15 protein-coding genes and 1 riboswitch are annotated in these 15,187 nt (G+C 63.5%); of the genes, 8 read left to right on the forward strand and 7 right to left on the reverse strand.

What is annotated here, in order from left to right:
- Window positions 1-10 precede the first annotated feature (10 nt).
- Entirely contained in the window at window positions 11-2,143 is a 2,133-nt protein-coding gene (locus ACE3TQ_RS09175) for a S46 family peptidase (protein WP_374581799.1), read from the forward strand.
- A gap of 276 nt (window positions 2,144-2,419) precedes the next feature.
- Here the strand turns inward: ACE3TQ_RS09175 and ACE3TQ_RS09180 are convergent, their stop codons facing one another.
- Window positions 2,420-4,375, reverse strand: coding sequence for an alpha/beta hydrolase family protein (locus ACE3TQ_RS09180; RefSeq protein WP_374581800.1), 1,956 nt, complete (start codon window positions 4,373-4,375; stop codon window positions 2,420-2,422).
- A 118-nt stretch (window positions 4,376-4,493) separates the two neighbouring features.
- Between ACE3TQ_RS09180 and pnuC the strand changes: the two genes are divergently transcribed.
- Genes pnuC through ACE3TQ_RS09195 form a run of 3 tightly spaced genes read left to right on the forward strand, consistent with a single transcriptional unit; the run spans window position 4,494 to window position 6,303 of the window.
- Window positions 4,494-5,108, forward strand: a complete 615-nt coding sequence (gene pnuC, locus ACE3TQ_RS09185) for a nicotinamide riboside transporter PnuC (RefSeq protein ID WP_374581801.1) — start codon at window positions 4,494-4,496, stop codon at window positions 5,106-5,108.
- Entirely contained in the window at window positions 5,105-5,620 is a 516-nt protein-coding gene (locus tag ACE3TQ_RS09190) for an AAA family ATPase (RefSeq protein WP_374581802.1), read from the forward strand. The genes pnuC and ACE3TQ_RS09190 overlap by 4 nt, the downstream gene beginning before the upstream one ends.
- Before the next feature lie 5 nt (window positions 5,621-5,625).
- Entirely contained in the window at window positions 5,626-6,303 is a 678-nt protein-coding gene (locus ACE3TQ_RS09195; RefSeq protein ID WP_374581803.1) for a hypothetical protein, read from the forward strand.
- Between the two features lie 48 nt (window positions 6,304-6,351).
- Here the strand turns inward: ACE3TQ_RS09195 and ACE3TQ_RS09200 are convergent, their stop codons facing one another.
- Window positions 6,352-8,436 carry a TonB-dependent siderophore receptor gene (locus tag ACE3TQ_RS09200; RefSeq protein WP_374581804.1) on the reverse strand — a complete coding sequence of 695 codons (2,085 nt, stop codon included), beginning with the start codon at window positions 8,434-8,436 and terminating at the stop codon, window positions 6,352-6,354.
- 62 nt (window positions 8,437-8,498) lie between these two features.
- A riboswitch (TPP riboswitch) is annotated at window positions 8,499-8,597 on the reverse strand.
- Window positions 8,598-8,604: 7 nt separating this feature from the next.
- The gene (locus ACE3TQ_RS09205; protein WP_374581805.1) at window positions 8,605-9,768 is read right to left on the reverse strand and encodes an iron-containing alcohol dehydrogenase; all 1,164 of its coding nucleotides are present in this window, start codon (window positions 9,766-9,768) and stop codon (window positions 8,605-8,607) included.
- Between the two features lie 125 nt (window positions 9,769-9,893).
- Here ACE3TQ_RS09205 and ACE3TQ_RS09210 point away from each other — a divergent pair, with 125 nt between their 5' ends.
- From ACE3TQ_RS09210 to ACE3TQ_RS09220, 3 genes are read left to right on the forward strand one after another with little or no spacing between them, the layout of a single operon-like run.
- Window positions 9,894-10,193, forward strand: a complete 300-nt coding sequence (locus ACE3TQ_RS09210; protein ID WP_374581806.1) for a ferritin — start codon at window positions 9,894-9,896, stop codon at window positions 10,191-10,193.
- A gap of 40 nt (window positions 10,194-10,233) precedes the next feature.
- Window positions 10,234-10,692, forward strand: coding sequence for an immunity 26/phosphotriesterase HocA family protein (locus ACE3TQ_RS09215; RefSeq protein WP_374581807.1), 459 nt, complete (start codon window positions 10,234-10,236; stop codon window positions 10,690-10,692).
- Window positions 10,693-10,700: 8 nt separating this feature from the next.
- Complete coding sequence (locus ACE3TQ_RS09220; RefSeq protein WP_374581808.1) at window positions 10,701-11,114, forward strand: GFA family protein; 414 nt, start codon at window positions 10,701-10,703, stop codon at window positions 11,112-11,114.
- Window positions 11,115-11,242: 128 nt separating this feature from the next.
- Here ACE3TQ_RS09220 and ACE3TQ_RS09225 read toward each other — a convergent pair whose 3' ends face one another.
- Window positions 11,243-12,499 carry an RNA polymerase sigma factor gene (locus tag ACE3TQ_RS09225; protein WP_374581809.1) on the reverse strand — a complete coding sequence of 419 codons (1,257 nt, stop codon included), beginning with the start codon at window positions 12,497-12,499 and terminating at the stop codon, window positions 11,243-11,245.
- A gap of 53 nt (window positions 12,500-12,552) precedes the next feature.
- On the opposite strand from ACE3TQ_RS09225, the gene ACE3TQ_RS09230 reads away from it, so the two are divergent.
- Window positions 12,553-13,545 (forward strand): LacI family DNA-binding transcriptional regulator, encoded by a 993-nt coding sequence (locus tag ACE3TQ_RS09230; RefSeq protein WP_374581810.1) that lies wholly within the window; start codon window positions 12,553-12,555, stop codon window positions 13,543-13,545.
- Here ACE3TQ_RS09230 and ACE3TQ_RS09235 read toward each other — a convergent pair.
- The 3 genes from ACE3TQ_RS09235 to ACE3TQ_RS09245 are packed head-to-tail and all read right to left on the reverse strand — an operon-like array spanning window position 13,542 to window position 15,165.
- Complete coding sequence (locus tag ACE3TQ_RS09235) at window positions 13,542-14,225, reverse strand: YciI family protein (protein ID WP_374581811.1); 684 nt, start codon at window positions 14,223-14,225, stop codon at window positions 13,542-13,544. The two genes, ACE3TQ_RS09230 and ACE3TQ_RS09235, sit on opposite strands and share 4 nt — an antisense overlap.
- A gap of 20 nt (window positions 14,226-14,245) precedes the next feature.
- Window positions 14,246-14,671: a YciI family protein gene (locus ACE3TQ_RS09240; RefSeq protein WP_374581812.1), complete on the reverse strand. Its 426-nt coding sequence runs from the start codon at window positions 14,669-14,671 to the stop codon at window positions 14,246-14,248.
- Window positions 14,672-14,691: 20 nt separating this feature from the next.
- Window positions 14,692-15,165: a VOC family protein gene (locus tag ACE3TQ_RS09245; RefSeq protein ID WP_374581813.1), complete on the reverse strand. Its 474-nt coding sequence runs from the start codon at window positions 15,163-15,165 to the stop codon at window positions 14,692-14,694.
- Between the last annotated feature and the right edge of the window lie 22 nt (window positions 15,166-15,187).

Consider the following 15,187-nt stretch of genomic DNA (forward strand, 5'->3'; position numbering starts at 1 on the left):
GGGGACTGCCTTGCTCAAAAAACTCGCACTTTCGGCTGCCATGGCAGCCGCTTTCGTTCCTGCCATGGCCGACGAGGGCCAATGGCAACCGCACCAGCTGCCGCAACTGAAGGCGGAACTGAAGCGCATCGGCATCACCATCCCGGCGGAACGCCTGGCCGACCTGTCCAAGCACCCGATGAGCGCCATCGTCTCCCTGGACGGCTGCTCGGCATCGTTCGTCTCCCCTGAAGGCCTGGTGGTCACCAACCACCACTGCGCGTACGGCGCCATCCAGCGCAACTCCACCGCCGAAAAGAACTACATCGCCAACGGCTTCCTGGCCAAGACCCGCGCCGAAGAACTGCCGGGCGGCCCGACCACCCGCGTCTACGTGACCGACAAGCTGGAAAACGTCACCGCCCGCGTCAACAACGGCCTGGAAAAGCTGTCCGGCAAAGCACGCCACGAAGAAGCCAAGAAGCGCATCAAAGCCCTGGTCGCCGAATGCGAAAGCGACAAGATCTACCGCTGTTCCGTGCCCGCCTTCCACCGCGGCGCCGAGTACTACCGCATCCGCCAGATGATGATCAAGGACGTGCGCCTGGTGTACGCGCCCGCCGAATCGATCGGCAACTACGGCGGCGACATCGACAACTACGAATGGCCGCGCCACACCGGCGACTACGCCTTCCTGCGCGCCTACGTCGGCAAAGACGGCCGCCCAGCCGACCCGTCGCCGGACAACGTCCCGTACAAATCCAAAGACTTCCTGGTGGTTTCCGCCGAAGGCCTGAAGAACGGCGACCCGATCCTGCTAGCCGGCTACCCGGGCCGCACCAGCCGCTACAAGCTGCCGGCGGAAATCCGCTTCGCGCGCGACGTCAACTACCCAGCCATGGTGGCCGACTACCAGGCCGACCTGGACGCCATCGCCGCCGCCACCAAAGGCAACGACAACCACGTCGTCCGCTACGCCAGCGTGGTCAAGTCGATCAACAACCGCATGAAGAAAACCCAGGGCCTGCTGGACGGCTTCGCCCGCAAAGACCTGGCCGCCATCAAAGACGCCCAGGACGCCGAATTCCGCGCCTGGTACGGCAAGCAAGCCGACGCCTCGCGCCAGCTGCTGCCCGAACTGGACGCCGCCATCGCCGCCGACATGGCGCAGACCAACGAAGACTTCTTCTACGGCATGGCCACCAACAGCGACCTGCTGAAGAGCGCCCGCACCCTGTACCGCCTGGCCCTGGAAAAACAGAAGCCCGACGCCGAACGCGAAACCGGCTACCAGGAACGCGACATCGCCAACATCAAAGCCCGCCTGAGCCGCCTCGAGCAATCGCTGGTGCCGGCGGTCGACCAGGCGCGCTACGTCTCCGGCCTGCAGCGCTACGCCAAAGCATCCGGCAAAGCGCGCAGCCTCGACCCGCTGCTGCCAGCGGTCGCCGACGTGCCAGCCATGTACCAGCAAACCAAGCTCGCCGATACCGCCAGCCGCCTGGCCTGGATGGACAAATCGCCAGCCGAGTTCCAGCAATCCGACGACCCCTTCATCAAGCTCGCCGTGCGCATGCACGACGTAGCGATGGCGCTGGAAGACCAGCGCAAAGAAGTTGACGGCACCCTGGAAAAGATCATCCCGCAATACATGGGCGCCGTGATCGCCTGGAAGAAATCGCAAGGCAAGCCGGTCTACCCGGACGCCAACTCCACGCTGCGCGTCACCTACGGCACCGTTTCCGCCTACTCCCCGAAAGACGGCGTAACCAAAGGCCCGTTCACGACGGTAGAAGGCATCGTCGAAAAGCACACCGGCAAAGACCCGTTCGACGCACCGAAAGCGCTGCTGGAAGCGGTGAAAGCCAAGCGTTACGGCCAGTTCAAGGACCCGGTACTGGGCACGGTCCCGGTCAACTTCCTGTCCTCCGCCGACACCACCGGCGGCAACTCCGGCTCCGCCATCGTCAACAAGCGCGGCGAGCTGATTGGATTAAATTTCGACTCCACGTACGAATCGATCACCAAAGACTGGTACTTCGACCGCGACATCACCCGCGCCATCCACCTCGACGCCCGTTACATGCTGTGGGTGATGAAAGAAGTCGACCACGCCGACAACCTGCTGCAGGAAATGAAGATCAAATATCCGAAGCAGAAATAAACGAAACGCCACCACCACCATGCCGCCCCGCCACCGCCGGGCGGCATTTTTCTTGGCAAAAATTCGGGGTCAGGTCTGACATTCGGACACCCACAGCGCACTTTTGATTTTCCTCAATACGTCCTCGGAAGATTTCAGTGCGGCTTTCGCATGCTCGCGTTGACGCTGAGCTAAATCTCAACATCAATTAGCCGCGCGGTGCCTTGATTTTCCTCAAAGGTGTGCACTTGCTGTCCGATTGTCAGACCTGACCCCGAATTTTGGCCACGAATTTCATCAGGGCTTGCCTATGTGGCGGTTCAGGAAGGCTTCCAGCTTTTCGTAGACTGCGGTGGCGTTCTCGGTGTCGTAGAAGCCGTGGCCTTCGTAGTCGATGTACATCCATTCCGGCGCTTTGCCGGCTGCGGTCAGGGCGTCGCGCATGCGGAAGGCGTGTTCCTTTGAGACGATGTGGTCCTTGCCGCCGTGGATCAGGAATACGGGGGCTTTGATCTTTGCCACCTGTGCGACCGGGGAGAAGCGTTCGAGTTCCTCCTTGTCTTCGCCGATGAATTTCTTGTACCAGTTGGCGGTGCGGCGTGAGGTGGTGGATTTGTCTTCTTTGTAGATGTAGGGCAGGTCGTACACGCCTGCGTAGCCGATCGCGCATTTGAACAGGTTTGGTTCGCGCGCTGCCAGCATGAGTGCTGCGTAGCCGCCGAAGCTGGCGCCAAACACGCAGGCGCGGTTGCCGTCTACTTCGCCTTGCGTGGAGACCCATTTCACGCCGTCCACCAGGTCGTCCATGATCTTGCCGCCCCATTGGCGGTAGCCGGATGTTTCGAATGCTTTGCCGCGTCCGCCAGATCCGCGGAAATTCACCTGCAGCACTGCATAGCCCCGGCTTGCGAGGAATTGCGCGTCGCTATCGAAGAACCATTCGTCGTACGGGCCATGGGGGCCGCCGTGCGGAATCAGTACGAGCGGCACTTTCTGCTGGGGGGCGTGCTTTGGCATGGTCAGGTAGCCATGCAATTGCAGGCCATCGCGCGCTTTGAAACTGATCGGGCGCCTTTCGGCCATCAGCGCGGGTTCGATGCCTTCCATGGATACCAGCAGCAAGTCGGCCTTGTTGCTGGCACGGTCGTAGAGGTAGTACACGCCGGGATCGCGATCGCTGGAGACGGAGAAGATCAGCTTGCTGCCGTCAGTGGTGAAGTCGACAAAATTCACGATACTGCCGGGGAATTGTTCGCTTAGCGATTTGTGCAGGAGCGCTTCCGGGGATTTGTCATCGAAGTAGCTTACCTGGGGCTTGCCAATGGTGCTCATGACGGCGATCGGCTGGCCGCGCAGTACGCCGGACATCAGCGCCAGGCTGCCATTCGGGTCGTGCGCTAACACGCGTCGTTCGCCGGTTGCCAGGTTTTCCTTCACGACGGAGGCTGGCTGGCCGTTCTTTGCATGCCAGGCGGTGAACTCTGAATTGTCGGCGGAAATGCGGATCGGCCGCAGGTAATCGCCGATCTTTTCCTGCTCGACTTCGTTCCATTTGCTGCCGTCGTCGCTGCGCAGGAGGAAGAAGCTGGTGTCGTCGCGTACTCCGTAGGCAAAGCGCGGGCTGCCATCAGGCTGTGAGACGAAGCTGAGGTCTTTGTACGGAAGGCTGGCGCGCTCCTTGCGGGATGAATTCTTGACCGTATCGATATCGATCAGGATCGTGCGTTCGGTCCTCCATGGGTGGCTGGTCAGAAGAATGTGGTTGTTCTGGGGCCAGGGCGTGCCGCTGACATAGCCGAACGCCTGGTCGTCGTGGTGGGCGTGCGAGTAGCGGAACATGTCATAGCCAAACACGTACTGCTGCTTGCTGCCGTCAAACTCCATGGCCATTACTTCGCCGGTCGACTGGGGCGCTTCGCGGCTGCCTACCAGCAGGGCTTTGCCGACCGCCAGCCGGGTATTGCTTACCCAATCGTAGTAGGAAGGCACTTCGAAACCATCCATGCGCACTGTGCTCTCCAGCTTCATGTCCGGCAGGCTGAAGACGTTAATCGTCGGTACCAGCCGTTTTCCGATCGGCATGCGGATCGTCACGGCCAGGTGTTTGCCGTCGGGCGACATGTTCGGGTTGTAGAACTGGTCGCGTGCGGCGAACGTGGCGGCGGGGATCTGGGCGGGGGTGGTCGGAACAGGGGTGTTCTGCGCGAAGCAGGGCAGGGCGGCCAAACATGCGGCCAGGGTCAGGTAGCGCATCGGAAGTCCTTGGATGGTGTTGCCATACATGCTAGCATGCGTGACAAGATTGTCAAAGTGCAACATTTGGTGAGTATTTATCAGCCATGCCATAATGTTGGGCTACCCTCCGGAACTTATGAACGAATCCCTTTCCCTGTTTGGCCTGCTGGCCGTCACTCCGCTTGAGTTGATCTCTTTTGTGCTGTCGGTTACCACGGTCTGGCTGAATATCCGCCAGAACCATTGGGCCTGGCTGTTTGCCATCCTGTCTTCCGCTACCTATGGGGTGGTGTTCTTCGGCGCCAAGCTGTATGGGGATATGGCCTTGCAGGGGGTGTTCATTACCGTTTCGTTCTGGGGCTGGTACCAGTGGCTGCGGGGGAATCACGGTAGTGCGCTGGGCGTTTCCAGCCTTTCCATGCGTGGCCGCGTGCTGGCGGGTGTGGCTTGGGCGGTGGGCTTCGTCGTCCTGGCGTGGTTCCTGCGCACGTTTACCGACACCGATGTGCCGCATGCGGATGCCTTCCTGACCGCCGGTAGCCTGGTGGGCCAGGCGCTTTTGTCGCGCAAGAAGATCGAGAACTGGCATGTGTGGATCATCGTGGATGTGCTCTACGTTGCGCTGTATGTGCATAAGGGCTTGATGCTGACGGCGGTCCTGTACGGTATGTTCGTGGCCATGGCGTTTGCCGGGCTGCGCGCCTGGCAGGGCAGCAGCGCTGCGCCGGACGAGGCGGTGGTCTGGAAATGAAGCATCCTTATCGCGTCGCCATCCTGGGCGCGGCGTCGTCCGGCAAGACGACGCTGGCGCAGGCGCTGGCGCAGCGTTATGGTGCGGCCTGGGTGCCGGAGTACCTGCGTGAGTTTTGCGATGTGCGGCAGGATGTGCCGGTGGCGACGGACCAGTTCCATATCGCTTCCACCCAGGTGGCGCGCGAGGAGGCGTTGGCTGCGCTGGGTGGGCGTTTTCTCTTTTGCGATACCACGCCGTTGATGACGGCGGTCTACTCGATCCATTATTTCGGCGGTATCGATGCGCAGCTGGAATGCCTGGCTGCGTCGCGTCAATACGACATTACCCTGGTCTGCAAGCCTGAATTTGCGTGGGTGCCTGACGGGCTTCATCACGAGGAGGAGGATGTCAGCGGTATCATCGATTCCATCCTGCTCAGTGAGCTGGCGCGGCGCGGCGTGCCTTATACGCGCATCGGCGGCAGCCTGGATGAGCGCTTGCGGCAAGTGGGTCAACTCCTGGGGGATTGAGTGCAATGAAAAGATGGCTCGTGCTGGCTGGCCTGCTGCCTCTGGTGGCGTCTGCGGAGACGGGCTATTACCTGGTCTCGGTCTATGACGTGGAGGGCCAGGCTTCCATCGACTACAAATACTGGAATGCGCATTACAAAAACTCGCGCAACGTGGCCAGCCCGGAGATCGGCGTCGGCTACGGGGTGACTTCGCGCTGGTACACGGAGCTGACGGCGCAGTGGGTCCAGTTTGATGGGCGGCAGACGCGCCATACGGGTGTCGAGTGGCAGAACGATTTTCTGCTGACCCAGGGACAGTTCGATGTGGACGTGGCGCTGCATACGCTGGTGGAGCGTGCGCGGCGGCGCGATAAGGGCTATGTCGTGGAGATTGGGCCGGTGCTGCAGACGCAGGTCTGGCGCACGCAGTTGAACCTGAACCTGTTCTGGCAGCGGGAGTTCGATAACGGCTTGCGCAACGCGACGGAACTGGCTTACCAGTGGCAGGTGAAGCAGCGTTGGAAGCCTTGGCTTGCGCCGGGCCTGCAGGGTTTCGGGGAGCGGCGGGCGCACTCGCATCGGGCGGGGCCGGCCATTTTCGGGGAGATAGGGCGCGTCAAGTATGAGGCGGCTTATCTCTTTGGCCGGAATTCGGGACGGGCGGCGAACTCGTTCACGATGCGGGTGCAGTATCTCTTTTAAATCCGGAAGGGCGGGTCAGACCCTTGGGTCTGACCCAGGTTTACCGGGTTAGAAGTCCACCTGCGCCGACAGCTGGAACGTGCGCGGGGCGCCCGGGAACAGGTAGCCGCCCAGGTCCGGGGTCACGTCGCGCCAGTAGAACTTGTCGAACGCGTTCTTCACCTGCGCGCGGACGATCACCGATGCGCCGCCCAGGCGGTAGGCGTAGGAGCCGCCCAGGTTCACCACGTGGTACGACGGCACCATGACCTTGTTCTCCTGGTCGAAGGCTTTCTTGCCGGCGTGCTGCCAGTTGGCGGTCAGCTTCAGGCCAGGCACGGCGCTCACCACATAATCGGCCCACACGGTGGATTTGAAGTTCGGCACATTGGTCACGCGCTTGCCGTCGTAAATCGCCAGGCCGGTGCCTTCCTGCTCGGTGTCGATGGCGGCCATCGAGGCGCCCAGCAGCAGTTCGCGCGACAGTTTGCCTTGCGCGGTCAGTTCCAGGCCGCGGTGGCGGTCCTGGCCCTGGCGTACGAAGGTGTTGGCCGGGTTGGTGAATTCCAGGCCCTGCTCGATCTGGTACGCGGCGGCGGACAGCGACATGCCGTTGATTTCGGTCTTGGCGCCGACTTCCACTTGCTTCGATTTGCCCGGCGCCAGTGCGGTACGCTGGTTGGTGGTTTCGATCGGTGCTACGCCGCCATGCTGCAGGCCTTGCGCGTAGGAGGCGTAGTAGGACAGCTTGGCCGATGGGCTGAATACCAGCGCTACGTTCGGCAGCCAGAAGTTGTCGCTGGTCGGTGCGGCCTTGGCCTGGGTGCGGCGTACGGAAACGTAGCGCGCGCCGGTATGCAGTGCAAGCTGGTCGGTCAGGCCGATGATGTCTTGCAGGTAGGCGGCGCGCTCGTTGTCGGCGCGGCGCTCGGAAACAGGGCCCAGAACGCCGTTCGACATCGGCACCACGACCGGCTTGAAGATGTTGCTTACGCCCGCGTAGTCGTACACGTAATCGCCCCAGCGCTCGTGGTTGGAGAAGACGGACAGGCCGGCGGTCAGCTCGTGCTTGACGCTGCCGGTGGCGAACTTGCCTTGCAGGTGGGCTTTGGCCGATGCCGGCTTTTTCTCTTCGCCCAGGCTGCGGTAGTCGTACACGTCGTAGTCGCCGTTGCTGCAGTAGCCTGGCCACAGTTCTTCGCTGGAGCAGCCGTATGGGAAGGCGGTGTAGTCGTCGCGCTTGAAGCGGTGCTGGTTGGCGCTCAGGGTGGCTTTCCACTCCGGCGAGAGCTGGTATTGGAAGGCGATGCCGATGTTGCTGGTTTCGGTCATCACAGGCTTGGCCCATGGCTGGTCGTTCAGGAAGATGTCGGCGTCGACCACCGGCAGGCGGGTGCCGCCGATCAGCTGGAAGCCTGGCGCGGTCTTTTGCGATTTCTTCTGGTAGTCGGCATCCACGGTCAGCAGCGCCTGCGGGCTGATGCGCCAGTCGAAGGCGGCGGAGACGAAGCTGCGGCGGCCGTCGGCGCCCTTGACGATGGAGCGCAGGCGTTCGCCGGCGGCGTTGATGCGGTAGCCGAAGCGGCGGTCTTCGAAGCGGCCGCCCAGGTCCACGGTGCCCAGCACGGTGCCGCGTTCGGATACTTCAAACAGCACGGAACGCAGGTTGGATTCGGTCGGGCGCTTGGTCACGTAGTTGATGATGCCGCCCGGGGCGGCAACGCCCATCTGCAGGCCGGCCAGGCCGCGCAGCACTTCGATGCTTTCCTTGTTCTCCAGCGGGATCTGGGTGTCGCCGGAGATGGCGTGGCCGTCCTTGCGGTAGGAGCTGGCGTTATCCAGTTTGAAGCCGCGGATAGAGAATTGCTCGGCGTAGCCGACGGCGTTGTAGGCGTCGCCGATGCTGGCGTCGAATTTCACGGCATCGGTGGTGTTGCGGATGTTCAGGTCCTGCAGCTGTTCGCGCGTCAGTACGCTGACGGAGGCTGGCGTTTGCAGCAATGCCTGTTCGCCGAAGCCGGCGACGGAGGCGCGGTCGGCCACGATGCGGTTGGCGGTGATGACCACTTCGGTCAGTTTCTGGTCCTGCGCGGAGGCGGCAGGGGCGAAGGCGGAGGCGATGGCCAGTGCGGCCATGGTGAGGCGGATTGTCATTGTGTGCTCTTGCTGTACGTTTGCGCCAGCGGGAGAGCACGCGAAAGCCCGTCTCCACGGGCCTTCATCCATCTGCGCTTTCCTTCGCTGGCATTATCCAGATCAGGTTCGGAGGGTATTTCTCACCCCGCGCACATGCGCGAGGACCCCTAGCGAGGCGGTATTGTACTACAGGCTCAGTTGCAGGGCGCGCCGCACGTCGGCCGGCGTGATGTCGCGCCGTTCGCCCAGGCCGGTGATGCCGGCGCTTTCCAGCGCGGCGACGGTGGCGTCGATGGCTTCCGCGCCCAGGCCGTAGCCGGACAGGCGGGTCGGTACGCCCATTTGTTCGAAGAAGGCGCGCGTGCTGGCGATGGCGGCGTCGATGCGTTCATCCTCGCTGCCCTGGCTGGCGTCCAGGCCCCATACGCGTTCGGCGTATTGCAGCAGCTTGCCGCGCTTGGCGTCGCGCCGCACCTGCAGGATGCCGGGCAGCACAATCGCCAGCGTCTGCGCGTGGTCCAGGCCAAACAGGGCGGTCAGCTCGTGGCCGACGCCGTGGGTGGACCAGTCCTGCGGCACGCCGACGCCGATCAGGCCATTCAGGGCCATGGTGGCGGTCCACATGATGTTGGCGCGCACTTCGACGTCGTCGGGACGGGCCAGCACTTGCGGGCCCAGTTCGAGCAGGGTTTGCAGCAGGCCTTCGGCGAAGCGGTCCTGCACTGGCGCTTTGGCCGGATAGGTCAGGTACTGCTCGGTGGTGTGGACGAAGGCGTCCACGATGCCGTTGCCGACCTGGCGCAGCGGCAGGGTCAGGGTCTTGGCCGGGTCCAGCACGGAGAAGCGCGGGTAGACGTGGGGGCTCATGAAGGCGCGCTTTTCCTGCGTGGCGGCGCGGCTGATCACGCTGGCGCTGTTCATCTCGGAGCCGGTGGCGGGCAGGGTCAGCACGGCGCCGAAGGGCAGGGCGGCTTTCACGACCTTGCCACCGATTTTCAGGATGTCCCACGCATCGCCTTCGTACACGGCGGCGGCGGCGACGAATTTGGTGCCGTCCACCACCGAGCCGCCGCCGACGGCCAGCAGGAAGTCGATCTTTTCGCGCTGCACCAGCTCAACCGCCTGCATCAGCGTTTCGTAGCGCGGGTTCGGTTCGATGCCGCTGAACTCCAGCACGGTGTGGCTGGACAGTGCGTTGCGCACCTCGTCGTAGGTGCCGTTGTTCTTGATGCTGCCGCCGCCGTAGAGCATGAGCACGCGGGCGTTAGCAGGAATATATTTCGCCAGGGCGGCGATCTGGCCCGTGCCGAAAATGACGCGGGTTGGGTTGTGGAATTCGAAGTTTTGCATAGTGGCGGGCATTATCGCGCAAATCGCGCGCAGCCGTGCGACACGCGGCAAAACCCCTTGCTACACTTGAGAAATCCGCGCCGCAGGCTGACAATGCGTGTATCCGTACGCCTAAGGAGATTGTGATGACACAGGAACACGTGGTCGAGCCGCGCGATTACCTCAACGCCCAGGTGCTCGATATGCACCGGGCCTTGACGTCGCTGGGCGAAAAAATTGAGGCGCTGGACCTGCATAACCAGCGCATCGAAACCTGCACCGACCCTGAGCTGAAGCTGGTTATGGCCAGCCACCGCGATTCTACGCGCAAGCAGATTGCCATGCTGCTGGAGTGGGTGCGCCGGCGCGATCCGAAGCTGGATAAGGAAATGAAGGAAGCGCTGTTCAAGGCGGGGCCGATCGCGGCCCAGTATCACTACGAATAAGAAAATGGGGTACGTCCCCATTTTTTCGGAAAGGGAGTTGATGAAGTTTCAGCCGTACCGGGAAGGCAGCTGGTTTGCCATCCCGCTCAGGAATGGCGGGTATGCCACCGGTTTGGTGGCGCGCCTGTCGCCGCAAGGGAAGGTCATGCTGGCCTACCTGTTCGGGCCGACCCATTGGACCTTGCCGACCCTGGCCGAGGTGCAGGGGCTGGTGGCGGGCGATGCGTTGAAGGTGATCCGTACCGGCGATATGGCGCTGGCCAACGGGCGCTGGCCGGTGATCGGCAATACGCTGGGCTTCCAGCGCGAGGATTGGCCGGTGCCGATGTTCATCCGCCGTGCCGATGCGCTGAAACGGGCCTGGCAGGCAACGTACGGCGACGATCCGGCCAAGCCGGAGCGCGAGGTGTCCGTTCCGTATGATACGGAGGGGTTGGAGAGCGATTCGCTGTTTGGCTACGGCTCGGCGGAACTGCTCATGACCAAGCTGCTGGAGTAGGAGGGCTTATGCACACGGGCGGCTGTTTTTGCGGTGCTGTGCGGTACGAAGCGGAGCTGCCGGTGCTGAATAGCACCTTGTGCCATTGTTCGATGTGCCGCCGCCTGTGCGGGGCGCCCAGCGTGGCGTGGTTCAGCGTGCCGCGCGGGCAGTTCCGCTATGTGCGGGGGCGGCCGTCGGTTTTTCATTCGAGTCCGGGGGTGACGCGTGAGTTTTGCGGCGCTTGCGGTACGCAGCTGACGTTCGCGGACGAGCGTTCGCCGCAGGAGCTGGATATTACGACCTGCAGCCTGGATGATGCGGATGCCATGCCGCCGCAGGACCATACTTTTTCCGCCAGCCGTTTGCATTGGGAGACGGTGGCGGACGATTTGCCGCGCTATCTGCGGACGCGTGCCGATGGGGCGCTGGAGAGCGCTTGAAACCCGGAGAACCAGGGTCTGACCCAAGGGTCAGACCCTTGACGGTTTTGCGGTTGCGGGCTACCCGCACCGCCAGCGTCCGCCCGGACAGGGTCTGACCCTTGGGTCAGACCCCGGTTTGCCGGGTTTCAGCAAGCCGCAGCCCGCGCCAGCAGCAGCTCGCGCTCCCGCTCATTCTGCGTCAGCGCCGCCGCGCGTTCGAATTCAGCGCGCGCCTCCTCCATCCGCTCCAGCTTGAACAGGAAATCCCCGCGCACGCTGGGCAGCAAGTGATACTGCTTCAGCGCCGGCTCATCCAGCAGCTGGTCCACCAGCTCCAGCCCCACCGCCGGCCCGTAGGCCATGGCCAGCGCCACCGCCCGGTTCAGCTCCACCACCGGTGACGGTGCCCGCGTCGCCAGCGCCAGGTACAGGTCCGCAATCATCTGCCAGTCCGTATCCTGCGCCCGCCGCGCGCGCGCGTGGCAGGCCGCGATGGCCGCCTGCAGCACATACGGCCCCGGCACCCGGCCCAGCGCCTGCGCCCGTTCCAGCGCCGCCAGGCCGCGCCGGATCAGCATCTGGTCCCAGCGCGAGCGGTCCTGCTCCAGCAGCAGCACCGGTTTGCCTTCCGCATCCGTACGCGCACGGGCACGGGAAGACTGGATCTCCATCAGCGCCACCAGCCCATGCACCTCCGGCTCGCCCGGCGCCAGTTCGGCCAGGATGCGCCCCAGGCGCAGCGCCTCGTTGCACAAGTCGGGCCGCATCCAGTCGCTGCCCGCGCTGGCGGCATAGCCTTCGTTATAAACGAGGTAAATCACTTGCAGCACGGCCGATAAACGTTCTTCCAGCTCGGCGCCGCGCGGCACCTCGAACGGCACCTTGGCGTCGCCCAGCGTGCGCTTGGCGCGCACGATGCGCTGCGCGATGGTCGGTTCGGCGGCCAGGAAGGCGCGCGCGATTTCGTCGGTGGTCAGGCCGCCCAGCAGGCGCAGGGTCAGCGCCACGCGCGCTTCCATGGTCAGCACCGGGTGGCAGGAGATGAAGATCAGGCGCAGCAGGTCGTCGCCGATATTGTCGTCGAGTTCGCGCTCCAGGTCGGGCGCCGCATCCTGCAGCAGGCCTTCGATCTCGTAGGTGAGCTCTGGCTCCTTTTCCTGCGCCAGCTTCTGGTGGCGCAGGTAGTCCAGCGCCTTGTTCTTACCGGCTTGCATCAGCCAGGCCGCAGGGCGGTCCGGCGTGCCGTTTACGGGCCAGGTTTCCAGTGCGCTGACCAGGGCTTCCTGCGCCATCTCTTCCGCCAGGGCGACATCGCGCAGCATGCGGGTCAGCACGGCGATGATCTTGGCTTCTTCAATGCGCCAGACGGCGACAATGGCGCGGTGGATGCTGTTGTCGTTCATGCACACACTTTAGCATGATAAACTTGAAAACTTTTCCATCGAAGATGCAGCTAATGAAGAAAAGCGTAGCGACAATTCGTGACGTGGCCGCCGCAGCCGGTGTGTCCACAGCCACGGTTTCAAAATTCGTCAATGGCACGCAGCGTTTTTCGCCCGCCGTGGAAGCCCGCATCTCCAGCGTGATCGAGGAAATGGGCTACCGCTCCAACCCGATGGCGCAGTCCATGATCACAGGCCGCACCAAGGCCATCGGCCTGTCTGTACTGGACATTACGAATCCCCATTTCACCAGCGTGGTGAAGGGCGCCAACCGCGTGGCGCAGCAGCATGGCTACACGGTGCTGCTGGTCGATACCGAGGAAACGCCGGGCCGCGAGCGCCAGCTGCTGGAGGCGCTGAGCCGCCGGGTGGACGGCATGATCGTCTATTCGCGCACGCCGGAGGAGGAGATGGACTGGCTGCTGGCGCTGGACCGGCCCGCCGTGTATTTCGGCCGCCCGGATTACCTGAAAGTGCCGGCGGTATCGAGCGACGACCAACTGGGCGCCTTCATGGTGACGCGCCACCTGCTGACGCAGGGCCACAAGCGCGTGGCCTACCTGAGTTTCGCCGCGTCGCGCCGCGACATCGAGCGCATGGCCGGCGTGCGCGAGGCGCTCGCTGCGCAGGGCCTGGAGCTGACGGTCTTTGAAGCCGACGCGCCGACGGCGGCCGCCGGCGAGAAGGCGTGTTCGGCGATCCTGCTGGGACGCCAGCCGCCCGATGCGCTGGTGTGCTTCAACGACCTGACTGCGCTCGGCTTCCTGAAAGCGGCCCAGGTGCTGGGCTTCCGCGTGCCGGAGGATATTTCGGTGGTCGGCTTCGACAATATCCAGTTCGGCAGCTTTGCCACGCCGGCGCTGACCAGCGTGGACCTGCAGAGCGAACGCATGGGCGCGGCCGCCATGCAAAAGCTCCTGGCCTGCATCGAAAGCCAGGAGGTTGAGCCGCTGACGGTGATCGACGCGCAGCTGGTGCTGCGCGCCTCCACCACGGCCCGGGTTTAAAGCGCCACCTTGCGCAGTTCCACTTCCATATCGCCCGGATTGGGGTAGGGGTAGGACTTGACCCAGGAGATGACGTCGTCGCGTGAGGCGGCGTCCACCGCCCAGTAGCCCGCGATCAGTTCTTTGACCTCGGCGAAAGGCCCGTCGGTGATGAAGGGCTTGCCGCCGCTGAACTTGACGCGCGCGCCGCGCGCGGTCGATTTAAGGCCTTCACCAGACAGGGCGACGCCGGCCGCCACCCCGGCGCGGTTGGCGCGGTTCATGATGTCGATGACGGTTGCCGGCGGTTCGAAATCCTGCTCCGCCACCTCATCGGAGCGCAGCAGGATGGCCCAGGCGGTGTGCTTGGGCGTGGCACCGGTGTCGAAACCGACGCAGCCGCCGGGGCAACCGGCCTCGCGCACTTCGACCACGGCGTTGCCTTCGGCGTCGGCGCTGGGCCAGCGCGCGGCCAGCTCGCTGGCTGCCCGGCGGTTGTCGGCGTCGATGAAGGTGAAGCCGGCCACGCTCACGTCGTCGAACGGGCCTTCCTCATACAGCCACTGGCCGTTACGGCGGCGCATGCGCAGGCCGCCGTCGGCGCTGGAACGCAGCCACTTGGCACCCGGCACGGCCTGCACCAGTTCAGCGGACGGAAAGCTGTCCAGTTCCGACCCGGCGTCGGATTTGCGAATTACCATGTACTGCATTCCATCCTCCCTTAGGCGTTGGCAGCCAGTTTGCCGGCTACGCGCATTTCTTGCTCGCGCAGTTCCGGGGTCAGTTCGGCGCCGAAATCCTCCATTTCAAAGACGCGGCGGATTTCGATGTCGGAATCGCTTTCCATCGGGTTCGGGCAGCGCTTGACCCACTCGATGGCTTCGTCCAGCGACTTGACCTGGATCAGCCAGAAGCCGGCGATCAGCTCTTTGGTCTCCGCGAACGGGCCGTCGATCACGGTGCGCTTGTTGCCCGAGAAGTGGACGCGGGCGCCGCGCGAGCTGGGGTGCAGGCCTTCGCCGGCCAGCAGCACGCCGGCGTTCACCAGTTCTTCATTGAACTTGCCCATGGCTTCCAGCAGCTCGGTGCTTGGCATTTTGCCGGCTTCCGATTCCGGGGTGGCTTTGATGATGAGCATGAATCGCATAACGGTGTCTCCTCAGGGGGTTATTGTTTGCCGCATTCCGGCATGGTTTTCTGCATTTCTTCCTGCATCTGCTCCGGCGTCAGGTCGCGCTTGTGCGTGGCGATCGACCAGTTGTGGCCGAACGGATCAACCAGCACGCCGTAACGATCGCCCCAGAACATGTCGGCCGGCGGCATCCTGGCGGTGGCACCGGCGTCCACTGCCCGTTTGTAGACGGCGTCAACGTCTTCCACGTACAGGTGCAGGGTGACGGGCGAACCTTTCAGGTGCTTGGGCCCGAAGGTGCCCATGTCCGGGAATTCGTCGACCAGCATGATATGCGAATCGCCGATTTTGATCTGGGCGTGCATGATTTTGCCGCCAGGGCCCGGCATGCGGGCGCCTTCCACGGCGTTGAAGGCTTTCTTATAGAAAGCAATGGCATCGGCAGCGCCGTCGCACACCAGGTGCGGGGTGACGCTATGCATGTCTTCGGGAATGGCTTTGACAGTCATGGTGTATCTCCGTTGTTGTTGA

This window comes from Pseudoduganella sp. (assembly GCF_041914865.1).
Taxonomy (GTDB): Bacteria; Pseudomonadota; Gammaproteobacteria; order Burkholderiales; family Burkholderiaceae_D; genus Rugamonas.

What these genes read in the sequence shown, in the direction of transcription:
- ACE3TQ_RS09180 (WP_374581800.1), bottom strand. Translation starts at nt 4,375, where the DNA reads ATGCGCTACCTGACCCTGGCCGCATGTTTGGCCGCCCTGCCCTGCTTC.
- pnuC (WP_374581801.1), top strand. Translation starts at nt 4,494, where the DNA reads ATGAACGAATCCCTTTCCCTGTTTGGCCTGCTGGCCGTCACTCCGCTT.
- ACE3TQ_RS09190 (WP_374581802.1), top strand. Translation starts at nt 5,105, where the DNA reads ATGAAGCATCCTTATCGCGTCGCCATCCTGGGCGCGGCGTCGTCCGGC.
- ACE3TQ_RS09195 (WP_374581803.1), top strand. Translation starts at nt 5,626, where the DNA reads ATGAAAAGATGGCTCGTGCTGGCTGGCCTGCTGCCTCTGGTGGCGTCT.
- ACE3TQ_RS09200 (WP_374581804.1), bottom strand. Translation starts at nt 8,436, where the DNA reads ATGACAATCCGCCTCACCATGGCCGCACTGGCCATCGCCTCCGCCTTC.
- ACE3TQ_RS09205 (WP_374581805.1), bottom strand. Translation starts at nt 9,768, where the DNA reads ATGCAAAACTTCGAATTCCACAACCCAACCCGCGTCATTTTCGGCACG.
- ACE3TQ_RS09210 (WP_374581806.1), top strand. Translation starts at nt 9,894, where the DNA reads ATGACACAGGAACACGTGGTCGAGCCGCGCGATTACCTCAACGCCCAG.
- ACE3TQ_RS09215 (WP_374581807.1), top strand. Translation starts at nt 10,234, where the DNA reads ATGAAGTTTCAGCCGTACCGGGAAGGCAGCTGGTTTGCCATCCCGCTC.
- ACE3TQ_RS09220 (WP_374581808.1), top strand. Translation starts at nt 10,701, where the DNA reads ATGCACACGGGCGGCTGTTTTTGCGGTGCTGTGCGGTACGAAGCGGAG.
- ACE3TQ_RS09225 (WP_374581809.1), bottom strand. Translation starts at nt 12,499, where the DNA reads ATGAACGACAACAGCATCCACCGCGCCATTGTCGCCGTCTGGCGCATT.
- ACE3TQ_RS09230 (WP_374581810.1), top strand. Translation starts at nt 12,553, where the DNA reads ATGAAGAAAAGCGTAGCGACAATTCGTGACGTGGCCGCCGCAGCCGGT.
- ACE3TQ_RS09235 (WP_374581811.1), bottom strand. Translation starts at nt 14,225, where the DNA reads ATGGTAATTCGCAAATCCGACGCCGGGTCGGAACTGGACAGCTTTCCG.
- ACE3TQ_RS09240 (WP_374581812.1), bottom strand. Translation starts at nt 14,671, where the DNA reads ATGCGATTCATGCTCATCATCAAAGCCACCCCGGAATCGGAAGCCGGC.
- ACE3TQ_RS09245 (WP_374581813.1), bottom strand. Translation starts at nt 15,165, where the DNA reads ATGACTGTCAAAGCCATTCCCGAAGACATGCATAGCGTCACCCCGCAC.